Origin of the sequence: Varibaculum cambriense (assembly GCF_022133705.1) — a bacterium.
GTDB lineage: Bacteria > Actinomycetota > Actinomycetes > Actinomycetales > Actinomycetaceae > Varibaculum > Varibaculum cambriense_A.
In genome coordinates, this window is record NZ_JAKNHJ010000002.1 from 150,708 (window position 1) to 169,201 (window position 18,494).

Annotated in this window: 16 protein-coding genes and 1 CRISPR repeat array; of the genes, 12 read left to right on the forward strand and 4 right to left on the reverse strand. The window is 52.3% G+C overall.

Features of this window, described 5'->3' with window-relative positions:
• Positions 1–163: 163 nt before the first annotated feature.
• The 5 genes from L0M99_RS01570 to L0M99_RS01590 all read left to right on the forward strand — a co-directional run bounded on the left by L0M99_RS01570 (position 164) and on the right by L0M99_RS01590 (position 5,719).
• Positions 164–1,108, forward strand: coding sequence for a nucleoside hydrolase (locus L0M99_RS01570; RefSeq protein WP_024059400.1), 945 nt, complete (start codon positions 164–166; stop codon positions 1,106–1,108).
• The gene (locus L0M99_RS01575) at positions 1,108–2,505 is read left to right on the forward strand and encodes an MFS transporter (RefSeq protein WP_024059399.1); all 1,398 of its coding nucleotides are present in this window, start codon (positions 1,108–1,110) and stop codon (positions 2,503–2,505) included. Before L0M99_RS01570 ends, L0M99_RS01575 begins: the two co-directional genes overlap by 1 nt.
• A gap of 31 nt (positions 2,506–2,536) precedes the next feature.
• Entirely contained in the window at positions 2,537–3,529 is a 993-nt protein-coding gene (locus L0M99_RS01580; RefSeq protein ID WP_024059398.1) for a LacI family DNA-binding transcriptional regulator, read from the forward strand.
• A gap of 27 nt (positions 3,530–3,556) precedes the next feature.
• Positions 3,557–4,528 (forward strand): ribokinase, encoded by a 972-nt coding sequence (locus L0M99_RS01585; protein ID WP_024059397.1) that lies wholly within the window; start codon positions 3,557–3,559, stop codon positions 4,526–4,528.
• A gap of 438 nt (positions 4,529–4,966) precedes the next feature.
• Positions 4,967–5,719, forward strand: a complete 753-nt coding sequence (locus tag L0M99_RS01590; protein ID WP_024059396.1) for a VIT1/CCC1 transporter family protein — start codon at positions 4,967–4,969, stop codon at positions 5,717–5,719.
• Positions 5,720–5,935: 216 nt separating this feature from the next.
• Here L0M99_RS01590 and L0M99_RS01595 read toward each other — a convergent pair whose 3' ends face one another.
• Positions 5,936–8,401: a DUF4143 domain-containing protein gene (locus L0M99_RS01595; protein ID WP_238127498.1), complete on the reverse strand. Its 2,466-nt coding sequence runs from the start codon at positions 8,399–8,401 to the stop codon at positions 5,936–5,938.
• A 269-nt stretch (positions 8,402–8,670) separates the two neighbouring features.
• Here L0M99_RS01595 and L0M99_RS01600 point away from each other — a divergent pair, with 269 nt between their 5' ends.
• From L0M99_RS01600 to L0M99_RS01630, 7 genes are all read left to right on the forward strand, one after another.
• Positions 8,671–10,140, forward strand: a complete 1,470-nt coding sequence (locus tag L0M99_RS01600; protein ID WP_238127499.1) for a CRISPR-associated endonuclease Cas3'' — start codon at positions 8,671–8,673, stop codon at positions 10,138–10,140.
• Positions 10,043–11,236 carry a CRISPR-associated helicase Cas3' gene (gene cas3, locus L0M99_RS01605; RefSeq protein WP_238127500.1) on the forward strand — a complete coding sequence of 398 codons (1,194 nt, stop codon included), beginning with the start codon at positions 10,043–10,045 and terminating at the stop codon, positions 11,234–11,236. Before L0M99_RS01600 ends, cas3 begins: the two co-directional genes overlap by 98 nt.
• Before the next feature lie 199 nt (positions 11,237–11,435).
• On the forward strand, positions 11,436–11,636 hold the full coding sequence (locus L0M99_RS01610; protein WP_337954200.1) for a CRISPR-associated protein Cas5: 201 nt from the start codon (positions 11,436–11,438) through the stop codon (positions 11,634–11,636).
• A 44-nt stretch (positions 11,637–11,680) separates the two neighbouring features.
• Positions 11,681–11,956 carry a hypothetical protein gene (locus L0M99_RS01615; protein ID WP_238127501.1) on the forward strand — a complete coding sequence of 92 codons (276 nt, stop codon included), beginning with the start codon at positions 11,681–11,683 and terminating at the stop codon, positions 11,954–11,956.
• Positions 11,956–12,360 (forward strand): type I-E CRISPR-associated endoribonuclease Cas2e, encoded by a 405-nt coding sequence (cas2e, locus tag L0M99_RS01620; RefSeq protein WP_024059391.1) that lies wholly within the window; start codon positions 11,956–11,958, stop codon positions 12,358–12,360. Before L0M99_RS01615 ends, cas2e begins: the two co-directional genes overlap by 1 nt.
• A gap of 71 nt (positions 12,361–12,431) precedes the next feature.
• Positions 12,432–15,022: a CRISPR direct-repeat array (repeat unit 28 nt; unit sequence AAATGCCCCGCACCTGCGGGGATGATCC).
• A gap of 66 nt (positions 15,023–15,088) precedes the next feature.
• Positions 15,089–15,313, forward strand: a complete 225-nt coding sequence (locus L0M99_RS01625) for a hypothetical protein (RefSeq protein ID WP_238127502.1) — start codon at positions 15,089–15,091, stop codon at positions 15,311–15,313.
• 117 nt (positions 15,314–15,430) lie between these two features.
• Positions 15,431–15,694 carry a hypothetical protein gene (locus tag L0M99_RS01630; RefSeq protein ID WP_024059389.1) on the forward strand — a complete coding sequence of 88 codons (264 nt, stop codon included), beginning with the start codon at positions 15,431–15,433 and terminating at the stop codon, positions 15,692–15,694.
• A 438-nt stretch (positions 15,695–16,132) separates the two neighbouring features.
• Here the strand turns inward: L0M99_RS01630 and L0M99_RS01635 are convergent, their stop codons facing one another.
• The 3 genes from L0M99_RS01635 to L0M99_RS01645 all read right to left on the reverse strand — a co-directional run bounded on the left by L0M99_RS01635 (position 16,133) and on the right by L0M99_RS01645 (position 18,492).
• The gene (locus tag L0M99_RS01635) at positions 16,133–17,548 is read right to left on the reverse strand and encodes an ATP-binding protein (protein ID WP_024059388.1); all 1,416 of its coding nucleotides are present in this window, start codon (positions 17,546–17,548) and stop codon (positions 16,133–16,135) included.
• A 217-nt stretch (positions 17,549–17,765) separates the two neighbouring features.
• Complete coding sequence (gene mnhG / locus L0M99_RS01640) at positions 17,766–18,149, reverse strand: monovalent cation/H(+) antiporter subunit G (RefSeq protein WP_024059387.1); 384 nt, start codon at positions 18,147–18,149, stop codon at positions 17,766–17,768.
• Complete coding sequence (locus L0M99_RS01645; protein ID WP_024059386.1) at positions 18,142–18,492, reverse strand: monovalent cation/H+ antiporter complex subunit F; 351 nt, start codon at positions 18,490–18,492, stop codon at positions 18,142–18,144. The genes mnhG and L0M99_RS01645 overlap by 8 nt, the downstream gene beginning before the upstream one ends.
• Positions 18,493–18,494 lie beyond the last annotated feature (2 nt).

Here is an 18,494-nt window from a genome sequence, read left to right on the forward strand (position 1 = left end):
GACAGAAGGAAATGTTGGTAACGCGCCAGTTAACCCCTAGGGTGACGCGAAGGCGCATCCAAATTTTTCTACAAATACCCTTGCGAGAGCGGAGGAGGTGTGTTAGCTTTATTTTACGCAAACGTTTGCGTAACGATTTAAGAATCGCTCTAAGGAGACAAAGATGTCGCGAAAAATCATCCTGGACTGCGATCCCGGGCATGACGATGCCATTGCCATGCTGCTTGCTCATGCTAGTCCCGAGATTGAACTATTGGCGGTTACCACCGTTGGAGGAAACCAGACTCTGGCGAAGGTCACCAATAACGCCCAGCGTATAGCCACTGTTTATGGTATGCAGGGGGTGCCGATCGCCTCCGGTTGTGATCGCCCGTTGGTTCGTAAGCCCGAAGTGGCCCCCGGGCAACACGGAGAATCCGGCTTGGATGGGGTGGAACTGCCCGAGCCGCAGCCGCTGGTTAATCAACATGCGGTAGACCTGATCATTGACACTATTATGAGTCACGAGCCAGGAGAAATTACCCTGGTACCTACCGGTCCGCTCACCAATATTGCGATGGCAGTGCGCAAAGAGCCGCGCATTGTAGAACGGGTGCGAGAAGTCGTACTTATGGGTGGTGGTTACCACGTAGGCAATTGGTCGGCGGTCGCCGAATTTAATATCAAAGTCGATCCCGAGGCGGCGCATATCGTGTTCAATGAGCCTTGGGAAGTGGTGATGGTGGGATTAGATCTAACCCACCAGGCACTCGCTACCGATGAAATTACCACGAAGATCCAAAAACTTGGTGGCCCGGTTGCCCAGTTCGTGCTGGATCTGTTCGTATTCTTCCGTAAGGCATATCAAGACTCGCAAGGCTTTGACTTCCCACCAGTACACGATCCCTGCACCGTGGCCTATTTAATCGACCCCTCGATCGTGAAAACCGTGAGAGTGCCCATCAATATTGAGTTGCGTGGAGAGCTAACCGTGGGAATGACTGTTGCCGACTTTAGGGAACCGGCAGGGGAAGGATGCCATACTAAGGCAGCCACTGACCTTGATTTCGAACGTTTCTGGGAGCTAGTTATCGACTCCATTGACCGGATCCAGAAAGGGGACTGCTAATGAAAAAAGTACGTTCCGTAGGCGCGGTGATGACCGCGCTGCTAGTAGCTTGTTTTGCGTTTCAGCTAAACGCGTCTATGCTTTCACCTGCCCTGGTGCTGATGGAAAAAGAACTTCACACCACCGCGGCGATGATTGGCTTAACTCAGACCGTGTTCTTTACGGCGGCTGCTCTTTTCAGTCTGTTCCTACCGCGACTCGGAGATATGATCGGTCGGCGCAAACTGTTGACCGCTATGATGGTGCTCACTGCTATAGGGTGTGCCATCTCTGCCCTAGCAGGAGTTACCGGTTCAGTTGCGCTACTGTTCATTGGCCGCACCATCCAAGGTGTTGCCGGGCCGACAGTCCCCCTATGTTTGATCATGCTACGAGTTGCTGTACCTGATCCGAAACGCTACGGCACCCTCATGGGCGTTATTACCGCAGTTAACGGCGGTATCGCCGGAATAGATGCCATTGCAGGAGGCTGGCTGGCGAAGAATTTCGGATTTGCCTCAGTCTTTTGGACGATGGCAGTGATCGCAGCGATCGCCGCAGTGGCAGTACGCTCGCTAACCGATGAATCAACAGTGGACAGTCCGCAGCCAATGGATTGGCTGGGCACGCTTTACCTGGTGGTGGCAGTAGGTGCCGCCTTAACCGCCATTAACGAGATCGCTAAACTAAAAGCGGCAAACTGGCTGCTAGTTATCATCCTCGTGCTTGCCAGTGCCCTATGTTTCTTGCTGTTCTGGCGTCAAGAAGGCAAAACCGAACATCCGCTGGTTACCCGTCACTATCTGCGGTCGCGCAGTACCTGGGCTTTGTTGCTGACTACCATACTTACCATGACTGGCATCTTCGCGATCATGAACGGAATCGTGCCCTCTATTGCCCAAGATGCTAAGTTTGGTGCAGCGCTGGGTGCAGACGTGGTCTCTTTTTGGACGCTCACTCCCTATGCAATCGCTGGCCTAGTGATGGGGCCGGTAGCGGGTACCCTCGCGGGACGCTTCGGATATCGCAAAGTATTACGGTACGGGCTTATTGGTTCTCTGATCTCCCTAGCGATTTTGGCGCTCACTATGAATGGCGCTGCCGCCTGGGTGCTGCTAGTAGTATCTATACTTGCTGGTCTAGCCTATGCTGGTACCGCAAATATTATGCTTAACGGTCTTGGAATTGTACTATCACCCTCCGATAATCCTGGTTACCTTCCCGGACTTAACGCGGGAGCTTTCAACCTGGGTGCGGGTATTTCCTTCGCAGTGCTCTATGCGGTGATGACCTCATTAGGAGGAGGCTACGGAGGGCATTTAGGCGCTATTATTGCGGGTGGCATCCTTCTGGTTTTGGCTCTCGGATCATCCTTCCTAATCCCGCAGCCAACTGGCCAGGACGAAATAGCCAGTTAGCACGCAGTTTGATGTCTAACGAGGGAACGCTATGACTACTATTAGACAAATCGCCGAACAACTAGGTGTCAATGTCTCAACGGTCTCGCGTTCCCTCAACGATTCCCCCACTATCCCAGATAGTACTAAGCAGCGGGTACGCGAGATAGCTGACCAACTTGGCTATCGTAAAGATATGAGAGCAGCGTCAATGCGTGCCGGTAAGAGCCTGCTCATCGGGGTGGTAGTGGGGGATATCGTTAACCCTTTTTTTGCCGAACTAGCTGATCGCATTGAACGCCAAACCCGAGCCAAGGGCTACCAAATCATGCTTGGTAATGGCGGAGAAGAACCGGGGGCTCAAGAAAAAATAGTGGAAACTATGCTGTCGCAAAATATCGATGGCTTGTTGTTAACTCCTGCTGGAAGACCGACCTCGAAGATGCTTTCCCACATTAAGGAAGTGCCTACTGTGGCGGTTGACCGTAAGATTACCGGAGCCGAGATCGACAGTGTCGGCTGCGATTTCAGTCAAGCAGTTACGCAGTTAGCTGCACATTTTGCGGCGAATGGTTACCAATCAGTGGCAGTGCTGTCAGGTCCAGAATCCACCAGTACCGGGGATAGTCGGCACCGGATGCTGAGCGCAGCGCTCGCGGAAGCCGGTATCTCCAGAGTGCAAGCATATTCGAGCCCATTCCAAGAGACCGGAGGAGACGCGGCGATAAAGCAGGTGCTAGCAAAAGGGACACCGGATGCCCTGGTATGTGCCTCTGGGGTTATTGCCTTGGGAGCGATGCTAGGACTAAAAGCGTGCCAGATTCGTCCCGGATTAGATATCGGGATCGCCACGTTTGACCGTCTGAACTGGTTAGAGGCGATGACGCCCTCCGTGACCATGATTGATACTGACATTTCCAAGATGGCTGACCTGGCAGTGAATCTGCTGCTGAAAAGAATAGCTGGTAGAGGCGGTGAACCAGTAGAAAAAAACACTACCGCGAAACTACTGCTGCGGGAATCAACTCCAAAGCTAGCAAACTAACTATTACTAAAAACTTGGGGAGACGACATGAAAAACTCGAAGGATATAGTGGCTACCGCCCAGCAGGTGCTGTCCTCTATCGGGGCACCAGTGACGGTGATGGGGTCGATCAATGCTGATTTGACGGTGGAAACTGAGCGGCTTCCTCGGCCAGGTGAAACCGTGATCGGCGGGCCGGTAGTTACTCTCCCGGGAGGAAAATCTGCTAATCAGGCAGTAACTTGCTCTCTTTTAGGGGCAAAAACCAAGCTGATAGGGGCTTTAGGTAACGACAGTCACGGTGACCTCCTGCTGGATTCTTTAAACAAGGCGGGAGTAGACACTGCTGGGATTCGGCGCTGCGAGGAGCCATCCGGATCTACCATGATTACTGTGGACGCGGCGGGAGAAAACACTATTGTTTACTCAGCCGGCGCGAATGCACTGGTAAATGCAGATTTCGTGCGGGAAGAAAGTCAGATAATTACTTCGGCGAAAATCCTGGGCTTATGTTTGGAAGCTCCGCTGGATGCGGTGGAGGAAGCGGCAAGAATAGCCCACGACGCCGGGGTACAGGTGGTGCTGAACTTCTCGCCCATCACCCAGGTGCCGGAATCGTTGCTGAAACTGGTTGATGTGCTGATTGTTAATCAGCATGAACTGGCGGTACTGGGAGGCCAAGAAATTGACGTGACTAACCTGGACGAGCTGCGTAAAGCGGTTGCCGACCTCGGGTTCGAACAGGTAGTTCTAACTTTAGGTGGTAGTGGGTCTTTGGTGCTAGATTCCGGCGAAGTAACCCGGATCCCTATTTTTGAGGTCGATACTGTAGATACCACCGGAGCCGGGGATTCCTTTATGGGCTCTCTGCTGAGCGCGTTGGCTGCAGGATGTTCACTTTCTGAGGGCGCCTGCCTGGCGGCGGCAGTTTCTTCACTGGCAACCGTCAGAATGGGGGCACAATCCTCTTACTGGAGCGCCCGTGAAGTTCGTGACTTCTTGTCGCAACAGACAAGGTGAGCCGCGGGTATTATGCAACGGGGTGGTTTCCTTAATCGCGCAACCTGGACGCTAGGAAAGTGATATTTGCGCCGGCTAAAGAGGTTTTAGTTATAACTGTGGGGTCGGATTGTAACTAAGGTAAGCCCCACTTTCCTTCATGAGTGTCGCCGCTCGATCCGGTGATGCTGAGTGCCAAGAACTAAGCGCCGCTAGGTAGCTACTTCATCTCGGCGCGTCCTTTTTATCCGTTGTTTCCGAAGACTTTCTGAGGGCAACGGTTTAGTTTTCCTATGGCTCGCCTTCCCTTAGAGGCATTGCTTTGCTTTCCGAGGGCGAAGCTTTTCCTGCCTCTTTTACCTAGTCCCTTGCTGTCCAAAATCTTTTGTACTGCTAAGGTGACCGTGAAGTTACAAAGAATGCCGAGAGGCAAAATGCGCAGATAAACGGAGGTGCCCAATGAGTCTGGCGGGCGAAAGATTACTAGGCAAATCTTCCGATTCACGGCAGCGAGATGAGCATACCGATGAAAGCGTAAAGACGGCCTCCAAGCTTAATTGGTTGCGTGCCGGGGTTCTGGGAGCTAATGACGGTATCGTTTCAACCGCCGGCGTAGTAGTCGGGGTGGCAGCTGCTGACCCGCAGAACAATATCGCGATCTTTACCGCTGGGATGGCGGCCGTGGTCGCGGGGGCTATTTCCATGGCGGCCGGCGAATATGTTTCCGTATCTACCCAGAAAGATACGGAGCAGGCGCTGGTTCATAAAGAAAAGACGCGGTTGAAGAAAGATCCCGAGGCCGAGTTTGAAGGACTGATTAAGGTTTACGAAGCCAAAGGGTTATCTGCTGAAACTGCCCGGAAAGTAGCGAGCGAATACTCTGCGATTGATCCGGTAGCGGCGCAGGTAGAGGCGCGTTACTCAATTGATTCGGAAGAATTTGTTAATCCCTGGAACGCTGCTTTTTCTTCTGCGATTTCCTTTGTCTTAGGCGCAGTGCTGCCGATGCTGGCCATTCTGCTGTTCCCGCCGGCCTCCAAGTTTATCGCCACCTTCATTTTGACGCTGGTGGCGCTAGGTTTAGCGGGATACACCTCCGCTTGGCTCTCAGAAGCTCCCCGAGGACGTGCCGTCATCCGGGTGATTATCGGAGGCGCCCTCGCCATGCTGATTACCGGCGCAGTCGGCCACTTGGTGGGTCTTTCGCTGTAATCGGCCTGCTACCTCTATTTCGACTTGTAGTAACGGGGATGACTATATTCCTGTCTCCCTGCGACCTTTGCGGAGCAAAAAACTTGAGGTGAAACGGTACCAGACCAGTTCACTGACTTGGTGCAGAAGCGGGAGCTCCAGTACGTTTCAGTTTTCTGTTTCTCTGGTTCATGGTCACCATGTTCACTTGGTTATTTCAGTGCCAGGTGCTGTGCCTTATTGTCGGGACTGGTTTGCATAATCGCGCAGGGCGCTGACTTCGGTGTGGATGCTTTCCAGGGCGCGAAGCGCTGCCATAATTGACTGTTCTGTGGGGCGGAGCAGTCGGGAGATTCGTCCAAGTAAGGGCAACTTCTGCTTCAAGGTGTCCAGTTCCGGCACGCGAGTTTGGGCAGCAAGCTGTTCCAGGGAGATGCTGAGATCTTGTAAAAGATCCTCTTCCCCTATTGTTGACAGGTCTTTGCCTATTTCTAGGGAGCCATTAATTCGTTCTCTAATCATTCCCCAGTCGTTTGTTAATCTAGAAGCTGCATCTTCCAGACGATTTGCTTGCGGATCTAAAAGGCGGGCGTGCTTAGCTATGATGGCGGGTTTAAATTCTCCGACGGTAATGGCTTCGATACTTTGGTTTAACTGGTCACCTAAGGTGTCTATTTCTTTGCCAAACGTTTCTGCGTCTGCATTGAAGGTTTCAGAGACTTCCTGTATTCCTTCCAAGATCTCTTCAAGGGTAATACGGGTTTGGGGTTCGTCGGGTTTTTGCCTGGTGTGCAAGGCAGCGGTAGTTGCCGCGAGTTCTTGCCTGGATTCAACTGTCTGCTGCAGGCTAGTCGAGATTTTGTCAGCCACCTCGTCTAGCACCTGTCGGTTCTCAGACCTAAGGTCTGTAACGCTGACTTCTTCATACTGGTAGCTTTGAAGTTTTTTCCATAGCGAATCTTGTTGCAATGCTTGAGGAATAGCTTGAATGAGTATGGGAAGAATGGCTTTATAGCTGGCTTTTTCGGCTGCAGTTGCAAATCTCTCAACTTCTTTGCGGCAATCAGGGGATTTGAGGTAGCGAGGGCTGACAAAACTCAGTAGGAACGCAGTTGTCTCCAGTTCAGACATCAGGACATTTTCCCATGATTGCCCCCATTTCACGTCACGGTCTGTAAAGATGCTAAGGGTTTCGCCGGTTTTCATTTCGTATTGGTCAGCAATTTTTTCAACGAGTTTAAGTAATCCACCGTATACGGTTTCATTGTCGGCATGCGCGTAGCTAACAAAAATAGTTGCGGCAGGGGACTCGGTGCCAGTTTTTTGTCCGGGGGAGAGGATCACTTCGGTTGGTTTCAAACTTATTCTTTCTACAAGGGATTTATTTTGGGAAGCTAACACGCTAGGTTTTTTACCTAGCTCTTCTGGTGAGGGCGCAGGGTAATCTCCCAAGAGCTGGTAAGGGATTGCCCACATACCATCCTCAATTTCCCTTACTCGTTCGCAAGTACAAACTACAAAACCTCTGCGAAACTTTCTCCCGGCCTTGCCGCAGTCCTCACGAAAACGGCGTAAACCGCGAAAATCTGAACTGTTAGGAGTGCTGGTGAGTTTGACTTCCACACCCACTGCCCCAGAAGTGTCATTTAACAGAACTAGGTCGACCTCGTCATCACGATTCCCTGTCCGTACCCGCCAATACCCCAACTGGTAGCTGGTGCTTGCCCAGCCAATCTCCGCTCTGATCTGATTAGCAACCCAGTTCTCCAAGACCTGACCGGCGGTAGCAGGGAAAGAAGAAATATCATGCCCGCGACGCGATAAGGACTCGCAAACCGTGGAGGTGTCCACTGCGTGCATTTTTGGAGCTCCCCGCCCCACACTCGCTGCCGAGCCTCGAAAGTTAGCCAAACTATATACCAAAAAGCGTTCCGTTAAAATATCTAGATAACGCCCCACTGTACGGACATCCATCTTTAGCTCGTTGGCTAAACGATCTTTGTTTAAAATGCCACCAGGATATGCTAGGAGCGCGTCGAGAAGCGCTCTCGCCCGCAAAATATCCACGGCCTGACCCGGAACTAACTCACGTCCCAACGACATCTCATTTTCAGAAAAAACTTGCTGGTTTACCTGCGCCAAATTTATTATCCCGGGATTTGCCCCCGGAATGCATAGCGAGGGCATACCCCCATAACGCAAAACAGCGATCAAATCCGCATCGGAGGAAGCAAAACTTTGCTCAGCTGCCGGGGCCCAGTCCCCGTAAAACAACGCATCAGCCAGGGAATAACCGTCGGAAAGAGAACGCCCGGCAAGCTCACTAGCAGTAAAAGGCAGCAGCTCAAGGCGCTGCGCTCTTCCTGTTAGCCAATCCGCCTCTCCCGGCCGAGACCGCCCAATACCGGCCGAGCCGCATAGAATGAAACGGTGTTTATCCTCGACCCGGTCTACAACTGCCTTCACATGCTGGGTCACGTCGGGCAAAAGTTGCGCCTCATCAATAACGCTATAGTTTGGCAAACGTGACAACCATTCCTGCGGGTCACGCTTTGCGGCGCGCAAAGATTCTCTATCCGTAGAAAAACTGAAATACTCCGGTCTTTCCCCGTTAGCTAAGGTGAGATTTTGCAACAACGTGGTCTTTCCCACCGCACGTCGTCCCTCTAAAATCTGCACCGGCAGACTAGAGCTAGCTGCCAATCGCTTTGCCAAACCCCTGGGGAAAAAAACACCGGCCATGTATTAAATCCTACATTAAATGGGTAAAAAAAACTACATTGAGAGTAGTTTTTTAGTTATTTTCAGATAGGGACTTATTTATCTTTCCCTGGGTGAGCGCGGGCGCTACCTGCGATCTGATTTAATTTACTTCCTTACGCGAGCCACGGAGATGGTATGACCGTTGCAGCGGTCAAAGGATAGGTCATAAAACCCGAGATATTCGCCCTCCTAAGGGGTTTACTAAAAGAGTGGTCTCAGATTTTTTTCTTTCCGAAACGGCGTTGTCAATTTGGGCAAAAACTAATTTTTGGCATTCGGCTCCTCCCGAGGACGTAAATAAGCAATGGTTGCCACTCGCTGTGCATATGGCAGATTCGGGAGAAGTTGCTGAGCTGATATGGGATAACTATCTGTCCCCTCGACAGCGGAAGCTGTTGGTAGAACCGTTACCGCGGGTAGAGACGATTGAACAGTCTTCGCGAAACGCCTTAAGCTTAGTAAAGCTAATCGTGGGCGCCCATGACATTGGGAAATGCTCCCCTATGTTCCTTACCCAGAACACCGAGCTTTATGAGCGGATATTTGAAAACGGCGATGACTCCCTAACTAAATACCAGCGGGCAGATGAACTGCGAGGAAATAGCCCACACTCTTGGATAGGCGAAATAGCGTTTGAAAGATGGCTAGAATCGCGCTGGAATCCGGATATACAATCCAAGAGAAGTGTCAAACAACTGGGATCGATAATCGGTGCTCACCACGGGCGTCCGGTGTCTCAGCAGCGACATCGTTATATGGAGAATCCCAATCTTCCTGGGGAGGTTAGCGGCGATGACAGCTGGAGGCGGATCCGCCGGGAGCTACTAGAATGGTGGATGAACTGGACTGGCAGTCAAGAAATTGTAGATCAGTGCCAAGGGCTGATTTTCCCAACTACCTGGCAAAGCTTGGTGGCAGGGATTACCGTGATGGCCGACTGGATTGCTTCGAATCAAGAGCTTTTCCCTCTGGTTGACTGGAACGAGCTATATCCGAAAAGGTTGCTATCTCCTGATCACCATCGCGATCGCACTAAAGCTGCGTGGGAGAAGCTGCATTTGCCGCCCTCCTGGCAACCGGAAATACTATCTCAAGACCCCGATGAACTGTTGCAAACCCTGTTCGCGTTAGACGCTGATGCTCATGCACGCCCCGCGCAGGTGGCAGCGGTAGAAGCCGCTGAAAAAATGACTCTACCCGGCATGATGATAATCGAGGAGGTGATGGGGGCAGGCAAGACTGAGGCGGCGTTAATGGCGGCCACCATTTTGGCGAAGCGGGCAGGAACTTCTGGGGTGTTGGTGGCTCTACCGACAAAAGCTACTACGGATGCCATGTTTTCTAGAGTTGTCGAATGGGCGCAGACCTCGGCGAAAAGTGGTTTTAGCCTAAAACTTCAACACGGAAATTCCGGCGATGCGGAAACCGGTAGTCGTGGGAGGAAATCAAGTCGCAGCGCAAGCCAAAGGGGAAGGGGCGGGTTCGTCCTCGCAAACTCCCATATATCCAGCGCTTTCTTACTCGGATGGGCCAGGAGTTCAAGTTCGCCCTCTGCCGGTATTAACTACCAAAGAGATCGAAGTGGAGCATTGGGAAGGCGAGGCTGGGCTGGTCGCAGATCTGCAAACGCGACTCCAAAATGGGGGATGTGCCCTGGTAGTACGCAATACGGTCGCTAATGCGCAACGTACCTATGAAACCTTGCGGACAGTATTCGGAGAGGACGTTCGTTTGGTGCATTCGCGTTTTACCCAGCAAGATCGCCAAGATAACGACGAATGGCTGGTGCGTACCTTTGGAAAACCCGGAAAATCTCGCCGCCCCAAGCGGGCAATCGTGGTGGGTACCCAGGTGGTTGAGCAGAGCCTAGATATTGACTTCGATGTCCTTTACAGTGATCTAGCACCGATTGACCTGGTGTTTCAACGTATGGGGCGGGTTCATCGTCACCAAAGAGACGCTCGCCCGCATCTGGTTTCCCACCCGCGCTGTATCCTAATGGGGATCCCCACTAAAGGTAGTTCAAAGCCGCAAGTTGATCGGGGCTCAACCTATGTTTATGACGAGGACGTGCTGCTGCGAACTGCGGCTTATGTTCTTGATAAAGAGGGCAAGGGGGAGGTCTGGCGGATTCCTGAGGATATCGGGACGGCGGTAGCTGCTGTGTACGAGGAAACCGGGGTCACCCCCGATTTGTGGAGCGACACCTTAGAACGGACAAAGAAGAAAAAGGAAGATAAAGCGCTTTCTAAAACCGAGGGCGCAGCTATGGGACTGTTAGCATCGCCGGCTAATAGTGCTACCGCCTCCTTGATTGGCTGGCTTGGCGGCGATAATCCGGATGGTGATCCCGATGAAATGGGAATCGTTGGGGTTCGGGATGGCGATTCCGGAGTGGAAGTGCTGCTGGTAGAACAGCGCGGAGAAAACATTGGGGCGATTCCTACTGATCGCCACCCAGAATCTCGAGAAATCGATTTACAAGAATTACCGAGCGGCGCACTGCGGGAGCGGCTAATGCGGTCTTTAGTGTCTATACCGTCCACGCGCCTGCGGGTGAAAGGCCGAGGTCTTGAGGAGGTCATCGATGAATTCGTTCACGAGCTGGAAAAGAAAACTCGTGATCTGGGGGTCAATTGGGAAAAAGATTTTATGCTGCGAGGCCAAGTAATCTTGCCACTGCAGGGTGGGGAATATCGAACCGGGTTTGGGAAAACTATTTCCTACCGGAGAGAAGTGGGTCTGCAAATTTTTGATACTGATTCGGATGTATAAACCGGTATTTAGCTGTAGCTTTAATGGTGTGTAATCGGTGTGGATGATCCCCGCAAAGGCGGGGCAGGGGTGTTGCGTGGTTCCCACACACGGATCATCTCAAGTTTTCTCGAGCTCTGCTTATGTTATCAGCGATGATGGCTAGCTTGAGCGAAGTGAGCGAGACTATTTTGAAAGAAAATAAAGAAGAATCATCGGTCTGCTAGCGGCAGCGCAAGGACGCCGCCGGGTGGATCCTGTTGAGGATTTAGTAGACCTGAAAATGGCGGTTCGCATCGATCAACCGGGAACTCGGGAACGGGATTTTCATACCACCCATTCCTTTGATGGCGAGACTTCCTATCCTCTGTCTGACCGCTATTACCTGGCAGACTGGGGTGTTCGCCGGGACTCGGCATAGTGCATACTGGGCATTCGCGCTCCTTTGTGTTTGATATTGCTGATTTGTATAAGGCTGAATTTGTGATTCCGCTGGCATTCCAGATTGTTTCCGAGGGCGAGCAGGACGTTGCCACCAGAATGCGGATTAAGCTACGTGACCAGGTCTTTCAAAGTAGACTGCTGAAACGGTGTGCGCAAGATATTATCTTTTTGCTTACCGGGGAGCGAGATGCTTCGGTAGAAGTTCAGGAGAACCGTAATCGGTTGTGGGATTACTATCAAGGAAATGTCGAGGGCGGGTCTAACTATGCAGCTGAGGCGGGGGAGGCTCCGTTTTGATGGTTTTAATCTTAACGGCCTGCCCTCCGGGGCTGCGCGGATATCTAACGCGCTGGCTGTTAGAGGCTTCACCGGGAGTATTCGTGGGGAGGCTGTCTGCCCGGGTGAGGGAGAACCTGTGGGATTTAGTGGTTGCGGAGCGGAAACAGGGTAAGGCGCTGCTGATATATAGCACCAATAATGAGCAAGGTTGTGCTGTGCGCTCGGCTGGGCATAAATGGAATCCAATAGAACTCGAGGGGATGACATTGCTGCAGCATCCCGAGCGAATCAAAAGTAATAGTTCAGCGGGGGATGGGCGGCGACGGGAACCGGGATGGCAGCAAGGGAAAACTAGTGATAATGAAGGCTATGGGTGGTCGATAGCTGCCAGGCGCAGAAGAATGCGTAAACGTAAACCCTAAAAATTGAGGTAGCTACCTATAGGATGGCGTTAGAAAGGAATATTTTGGATCGATATTCCAGCTCAACGAGTAAATGCCCCGCACCTGCGGGGATGATCCTACGAAAAGAGACCCAAAATGACTGACTACGAAAAATGCCCCGCACCTGCGGGGATGATCCCTCGATTAAAGTCACCTCCAACGCTCTAAAGAGAAATGCCCCGCACCTGCGGGGATGATCCCCAATGCTCACATGACGAAATCCTGGGCAGATGAAATGCCCCGCACCTGCGGGGATGATCCGCCGGGTAGTTTCCGCCGCGCGGTATGGGAAGTAAATGCCCCGCACCTGCGGGGATGATCCCTATTCCAACGTGACCGCATACAGCCGGCAGCTAAATGCCCCGCACCTGCGGGGATGATCCGAACACTAGTAGGCGCGCCCGCCGTTAACCTCAAAATGCCCCGCACCTGCGGGGATGATCCCCAAACTTCGATAGGTATCGAACACGCTAACAAAAATGCCCCGCACCTGCGGGGATGATCCGGTGCGGATAAAGTCCAAGAACTAGCATCTATAAAATGCCCCGCACCTGCGGGGATGATCCTGAGCAGCTCGCGAAAAAGCAGCAGCCCCAAGAAAATGCCCCGCACCTGCGGGGATGATCCCCAGGCGACCGGCTATATGCGCGCGGTGTGGACAAATGCCCCGCACCTGCGGGGATGATCCGAACCCCCGGTTGAGGATCAGCCCCCACTTGATAAATGCCCCGCACCTGCGGGGATGATCCCGAGCCGGAAAGGTAACTAATGCAGCCTGAACTAAATGCCCCGCACCTGCGGGGATGATCCCGTTCTGGTGATCTGGCGGGCTCTATTCGGGTGAAATGCCCCGCACCTGCGGGGATGATCCGTTTCTAGTTTCTGAGGGGCGCCCGGCAACTACAAATGCCCCGCACCTGCGGGGATGATCCCCGTAATACTCAGCTGAACACCCCTTTCCGTCCAAATGCCCCGCACCTGCGGGGATGATCCGGCTCTCGCTGGGGCAGTTACAGCTGATAGGAAAAATGCCCCGCATCTGCGGGGATGATCCAACCACGGCAGATGTAGCCCAAATTACCGGCAAAAATGCCCCGCATCTGCGGGGATGATCCTGACACGCGCGCCGGGCTAGGCCAAATCTTAGGAAATGCCCCGCATCTGCGGGGATGATCCCCGCATCCCGCCAAAACCAAAACGGTCAATGGGAAATGCCCCGCATCTGCGGGGATGATCCCCAGTTTGCTCCGGTGGGGGTGTAGGAATGGCGAAATGCCCCGCATCTGCGGGGATGATCCCCGGAAAAAGTTTAAGGGGCACCTGGGAACCTTAAATGCCCCGCATCTGCGGGGATGATCCGATTCGACACTACCCACCAGGGCGCTTGCCGAAAAATGCCCCGCATCTGCGGGGATGATCCCTCTTGGCGAGATAATGCCTCATGTTATAGCGCAAATGCCCCGCATCTGCGGGGATGATCCCTGCGACGGTTACCGGAGTTTCTACCCTGGTTTAAATGCCCCGCATCTGCGGGGATGATCCGTTGCGAGATTTGCTAGTGGCTGGAGGTATGTCAAATGCCCCGCATCTGCGGGGATGATCCCCCTGGCTAGGGAAGTCACCAGCCGGAAAAACCAAATGCCCCGCATCTGCGGGGATGATCCCTGAGGGAGCTATCGTGATCCATGCAGTAGAAGCAAATGCCCCGCATCTGCGGGGATGATCCTGGGGCCGGCTGCTCTTGGGGTGTGGCTCATGGAAATGCCCCGCATCTGCGGGGATGATCCCCCCACCATCCGTAACTCACTAGGATATATGGGAAATGCCCCGCATCTGCGGGGATGATCCCCTCGACTAGAGAGCCACCAGCAAGAAAACCAAAAATGCCCCGCATCTGCGGGGATGATCCGGGCTTAGGCAAGAACTCTTTTAAGGCGCTCGAAAATGCCCCGCATCTGCGGGGATGATCCCAGGGCGATGCCGGGCGTCTCGAAATCGACTGAAAATGCCCCGCATCTGCGGGGATGATCCCAAATCCGCAACCTTTAGAACCGTTATTACCAGAAATGCCCCGCATCTGCGGGGATGATCCAATGGTTAGTCGCGAATACATGGACACCATGCGAAATGCCCCGCATCTGCGGGGATGATCCCCCACTGCTCCGCAGGGTCAGTGGTTCCACGGCAAATGCCCCGCATCTGCGGGGATGATCCGGCAAGGCTATTGTGCAGGGGATAAAGGAACCGAAATGCCCCGCACCTGCGGGGATGATCCCCGTAATACTCAGCTGAACACCCCTTTCCGTCCAAATGCCCCGCACCTGCGGGGATGATCCGGCTCTCGCTGGGGCAGTTACAGCTGATAGGAAAAATGCCCCGCATCTGCGGGGATGATCCTCTTTGCTATTCAGCTCCTGTAGAACATCCTGGAAATGCCCCGCACCTGCGGGGATGATCCGCTAGTTAGTAGGGACATTGATTCACCAGGATGAAATGCCCCGCACCTGCGGGGATGATCCTCTTAGCTAGATTTTCCAGCCAAGAAGCTTATTAAATGCCCCGCACCTGCGGGGATGATCCCGGTGGCTAGTTCGTTGTAGCTGTTGGCTGATAAAATGCCCCGCACCTGCGGGGATGGTCCTTTATCTGAACTTATGTGTGCTATGGTAAACGGGACTATGACGCCTGCCGGCTGTTTTTAGGATTAATGATGACCTACGATGAGCTTTATGTAACTTCGCGTGCTTTCTTCGAAGCTCATGCTACCCCTGAACAAATAGCCTTTTTAGATAGCCACGAAAAGTGTGATGGGGCTGGTTTCGTTGATTCCATCCTGTTCTTTATTGATCTGTTCCTTGGTGATATGCCGGGCGTGCCCGAAAAATTAGCCAATTGGCAAGCATCGCTAGATGCTCTTCCAGAATACGATTAATCGAAATCGCCCCGGATAAAGATTTACTCATAGCGCCGGGAAGGTTTCTCTTTAGATAGAGCCACATCTTTACCGGGAAGCGATACGTCTAAGTATTGCTAAAGATAGGATTATTTCGTGCTAACCTACTTTGATTTATATAAACGGGTTCGGCGTCACCTCGAAAAAACAGCTAATCCCGCAGTGCAACAATTGATAGCAGATTACGAATACGGCGAGGGTGAAGACCTGGATTTTATTGTTTCGCTCGCTTTTGAGGAACAGGGCGAGCTACCGGAAATCCTCTGTAAACAGCTAATAGCCTTACAAGATGATTATGCTAAGACCGGTGATTATCCCTTGCCTTTGTCGAAAGTAACCCGACAATATTTAAGGCAATAATCTCGCGGATTATCTAATTGGAGACTGTAGCCTTTAAGGCTTCCATCCCTGTGGGGGAGGAAGTGTTTGCATAGAGAAATGCCTAAATAATCCTGTCTAAGCGCCCGCACCTGCGGGGATGATCCCTCCTTGACTGGCAGGCAGATTGGTTTGCCCTGAAATGCCCCGTACCTGCGGGGATGATCCCGCCCCGGATCGGTATAGCCACAGGTGAGCCGTAAATGCCCCGCACCTGCGGGGATCGTGCCTGGGTGGCACTATGTTTGTCATGGCGAACATGGATATAACGGTTAGTGACTATTCCATGGATGAAAACGATGACATACGATGAGCTTTATGCTTCTTCGCGCGCATTCTTTTAAGCTCATACCCCCCCGAACAGATAGCGATTCTAGATAGTCACGAAAAATGCTCTGACCAGGTCTCGCAAACCTGCAGCTATTTTTCTAGGAAACTGTGTAGCCTCACGTCCTCGCGTCCTTGCGCGTGGCGGGCTAATTCGGGGGTAAATCCTGACTTTGCGTAGACAGCGTAGCGGGGTGTCTTGTGGTGTTTGACTAATTTACTGCGGTTTTCTAGGGTTTTCAGGACATCAGTGCCGACGGGTTGACTGGACCACTTAGCTTCGATAAATAGAGTAGATTTATTCCCTCCGGCGACTAGATCGATTTCTTCGGATTGATGCGTTTTCGGGTCGCTACCCCACCAGCGGGCACGATTTTGGTACAGCTCGACTAGCTTTCCAGCGGCATTGTCGCGGTCGAAAAGATCCGCGACAATCTGCTCGAAGCCCAGCCCCATGAAACTGTTGAGTCCGGGAATAACGTTCGCTTCCAGAGCTGCTAAACCCGCACCCAGCTCGATAGTCGACAGGTTGGGCTGCACGAATTGGTACCAAAAACGGAAACAGCCGTCTTGAATCCGATAAATGGTTTTTCGCCCGCCCATTTTCATTGTCGCATTCCAGGGAATTTGTTTATCCACGATACCCAGATCCATTAAGGCGCCAAGGTAGTTCGTGAGAACCCCGGTAGGAATCCCGGTTTTGGTAGCGATTTGATTGTGTTTTGAGGCTCCGTCAGAAATCGCTCGCAAAATAGAGCTATAGCGTTTTGGCTCTCGCAGTTCTTGTTTTAGTAGGTTTCCTGGTTCTTCCACCAGGCGGCCACTGGGATCAAAGAATAGTTTCGCCAGGTTCTCGGAAACGCTGGTACTGGTGTCAATAAAGTCGAGGTATTCCGCCACGCCACCGGTAGCAGCGTAAAGAACTGCGGCATCCAAACGGGGGAGAGGGGAGAGAAAATCCTCGGTATCCAAAAAATCAAAAGGTTTCAATCGAATCTGACCGGTACGCCGCCCATACAGAGGACTTTTCGCGGAGAGGACTTGCCGCTCCATGAAACTCATCGACGACCCGCACAAAATCAGATGCAGTCCGGTTCCTGCCCATTGAGAATCGCAAAACTTCTGCAGTAACGAAGAAATCGGCGGCCAACCCGCCGCCAAGTACGGAAACTCATCGATTACTAGTACAAACGGCGTCCGGCGAGCCACATCTGTCATGTCTGCAAACAGATCCTCAAAGGAGCCATAATGTGCCCGCGAGACCGTTAAACCTGGCTCGTTCAAGGCTTGGAACTGGGAAAATGTACGGGAAAAACTGTTCAAGTTTGTCTTCTTATCGGCCTCCAACGCCATAAAATATACAGCGGGCTTGTCAGCAATATATTCCCTAATCAGACGAGTTTTTCCGACCCGGCGGCGCCCATAGACAACGGTGAACTCGAAACGATCACTGCCCCACGCTCTCTCCAGCGCTTCTAGCTCGCGTTCGCGCCCGATAAAACGCTCCATCACTCACCCCCGATTCCAGAAATGCAGCTCATTCCCAGGATAGCCACCGTGTCAGAGATTAGCAATATCGTAAACATGTATATCGAGATATTGTTAGCAAGGTGATTTTTGCTTCAGGGTCAGGGAAAACAGCATTTAGGTATCAAATACAGCATCCAATGCATAATAAAAACTACATTGAGAGTGCTTTTTATTATGCTTACGGGTGTAGATGAATTTATCTGTCGCGGGTTACTGTAGGCGCATCCTTACCAGGAAGTGGCAAATGTAAGTGGCGATAAACCGTTTCACCAGCATCTTTGATTTCGCCGCGTTGCTTAGCCGTTCTGCCGATCAAGTGAGCACCAATCGGTGCCGTCAGAGTTTGCAGCACAATCGCTAGCAGCACTACAGTCAGCCACGACCAGGTTTGTCGAATCGCCACCAAGCCCAGACAAGTCAAAATAAACCCGGTTAATTGCGGTTTTGTGGCAGCGTGTTGCCGTTGCAGCAAAGTTGGAAGCTTCACCACTCCAATGGCAGCAATCAGAGTCAAAGCAGAACCCAAGGTGAGAATCGCTATCCCCAGGTAGGTGAGGGCGTTGGACCAGCTTTCACTCATCACGTCCTCCTTTCCCAATAACAGCGTCCGTTTTTGGTTCCGGTTTCTTAGCCACGTTCGGATCGGCATCTTGTGCCTGTTCGGCTGCGGAACGCTGCCCAATAATCCGCGCTACCGCGGTGGCAGTCAAGAAACTCACCAAAGTCAACACCAGTAAAACCTGCATAGTGTCATCGCGCTCCCCGGTCACTGACACCAAACAAATAATCCCGATGGTGATCGCGGTTAATAGATCCAAGGCCACGGTACGATTCAAAATTCCTGGTCCGCGCCACAGCACGTACAAAGCCAGCAGTTCAGCGACACTGAGCATCGCCCAGTTTAAAACAAAAATCCAAGTCATAG

What these genes read in the sequence shown, in the direction of transcription:
- L0M99_RS01645 (WP_024059386.1), bottom strand. Translation starts at nt 18,492, where the DNA reads ATGACTTGGATTTTTGTTTTAAACTGGGCGATGCTCAGTGTCGCTGAA.
- L0M99_RS01625 (WP_238127502.1), top strand. Translation starts at nt 15,089, where the DNA reads ATGATGACCTACGATGAGCTTTATGTAACTTCGCGTGCTTTCTTCGAA.
- L0M99_RS01580 (WP_024059398.1), top strand. Translation starts at nt 2,537, where the DNA reads ATGACTACTATTAGACAAATCGCCGAACAACTAGGTGTCAATGTCTCA.
- L0M99_RS01590 (WP_024059396.1), top strand. Translation starts at nt 4,967, where the DNA reads ATGAGTCTGGCGGGCGAAAGATTACTAGGCAAATCTTCCGATTCACGG.
- L0M99_RS01635 (WP_024059388.1), bottom strand. Translation starts at nt 17,548, where the DNA reads ATGGAGCGTTTTATCGGGCGCGAACGCGAGCTAGAAGCGCTGGAGAGA.
- mnhG (WP_024059387.1), bottom strand. Translation starts at nt 18,149, where the DNA reads ATGAGTGAAAGCTGGTCCAACGCCCTCACCTACCTGGGGATAGCGATT.
- L0M99_RS01570 (WP_024059400.1), top strand. Translation starts at nt 164, where the DNA reads ATGTCGCGAAAAATCATCCTGGACTGCGATCCCGGGCATGACGATGCC.
- L0M99_RS01585 (WP_024059397.1), top strand. Translation starts at nt 3,557, where the DNA reads ATGAAAAACTCGAAGGATATAGTGGCTACCGCCCAGCAGGTGCTGTCC.
- L0M99_RS01575 (WP_024059399.1), top strand. Translation starts at nt 1,108, where the DNA reads ATGAAAAAAGTACGTTCCGTAGGCGCGGTGATGACCGCGCTGCTAGTA.
- cas2e (WP_024059391.1), top strand. Translation starts at nt 11,956, where the DNA reads ATGGTTTTAATCTTAACGGCCTGCCCTCCGGGGCTGCGCGGATATCTA.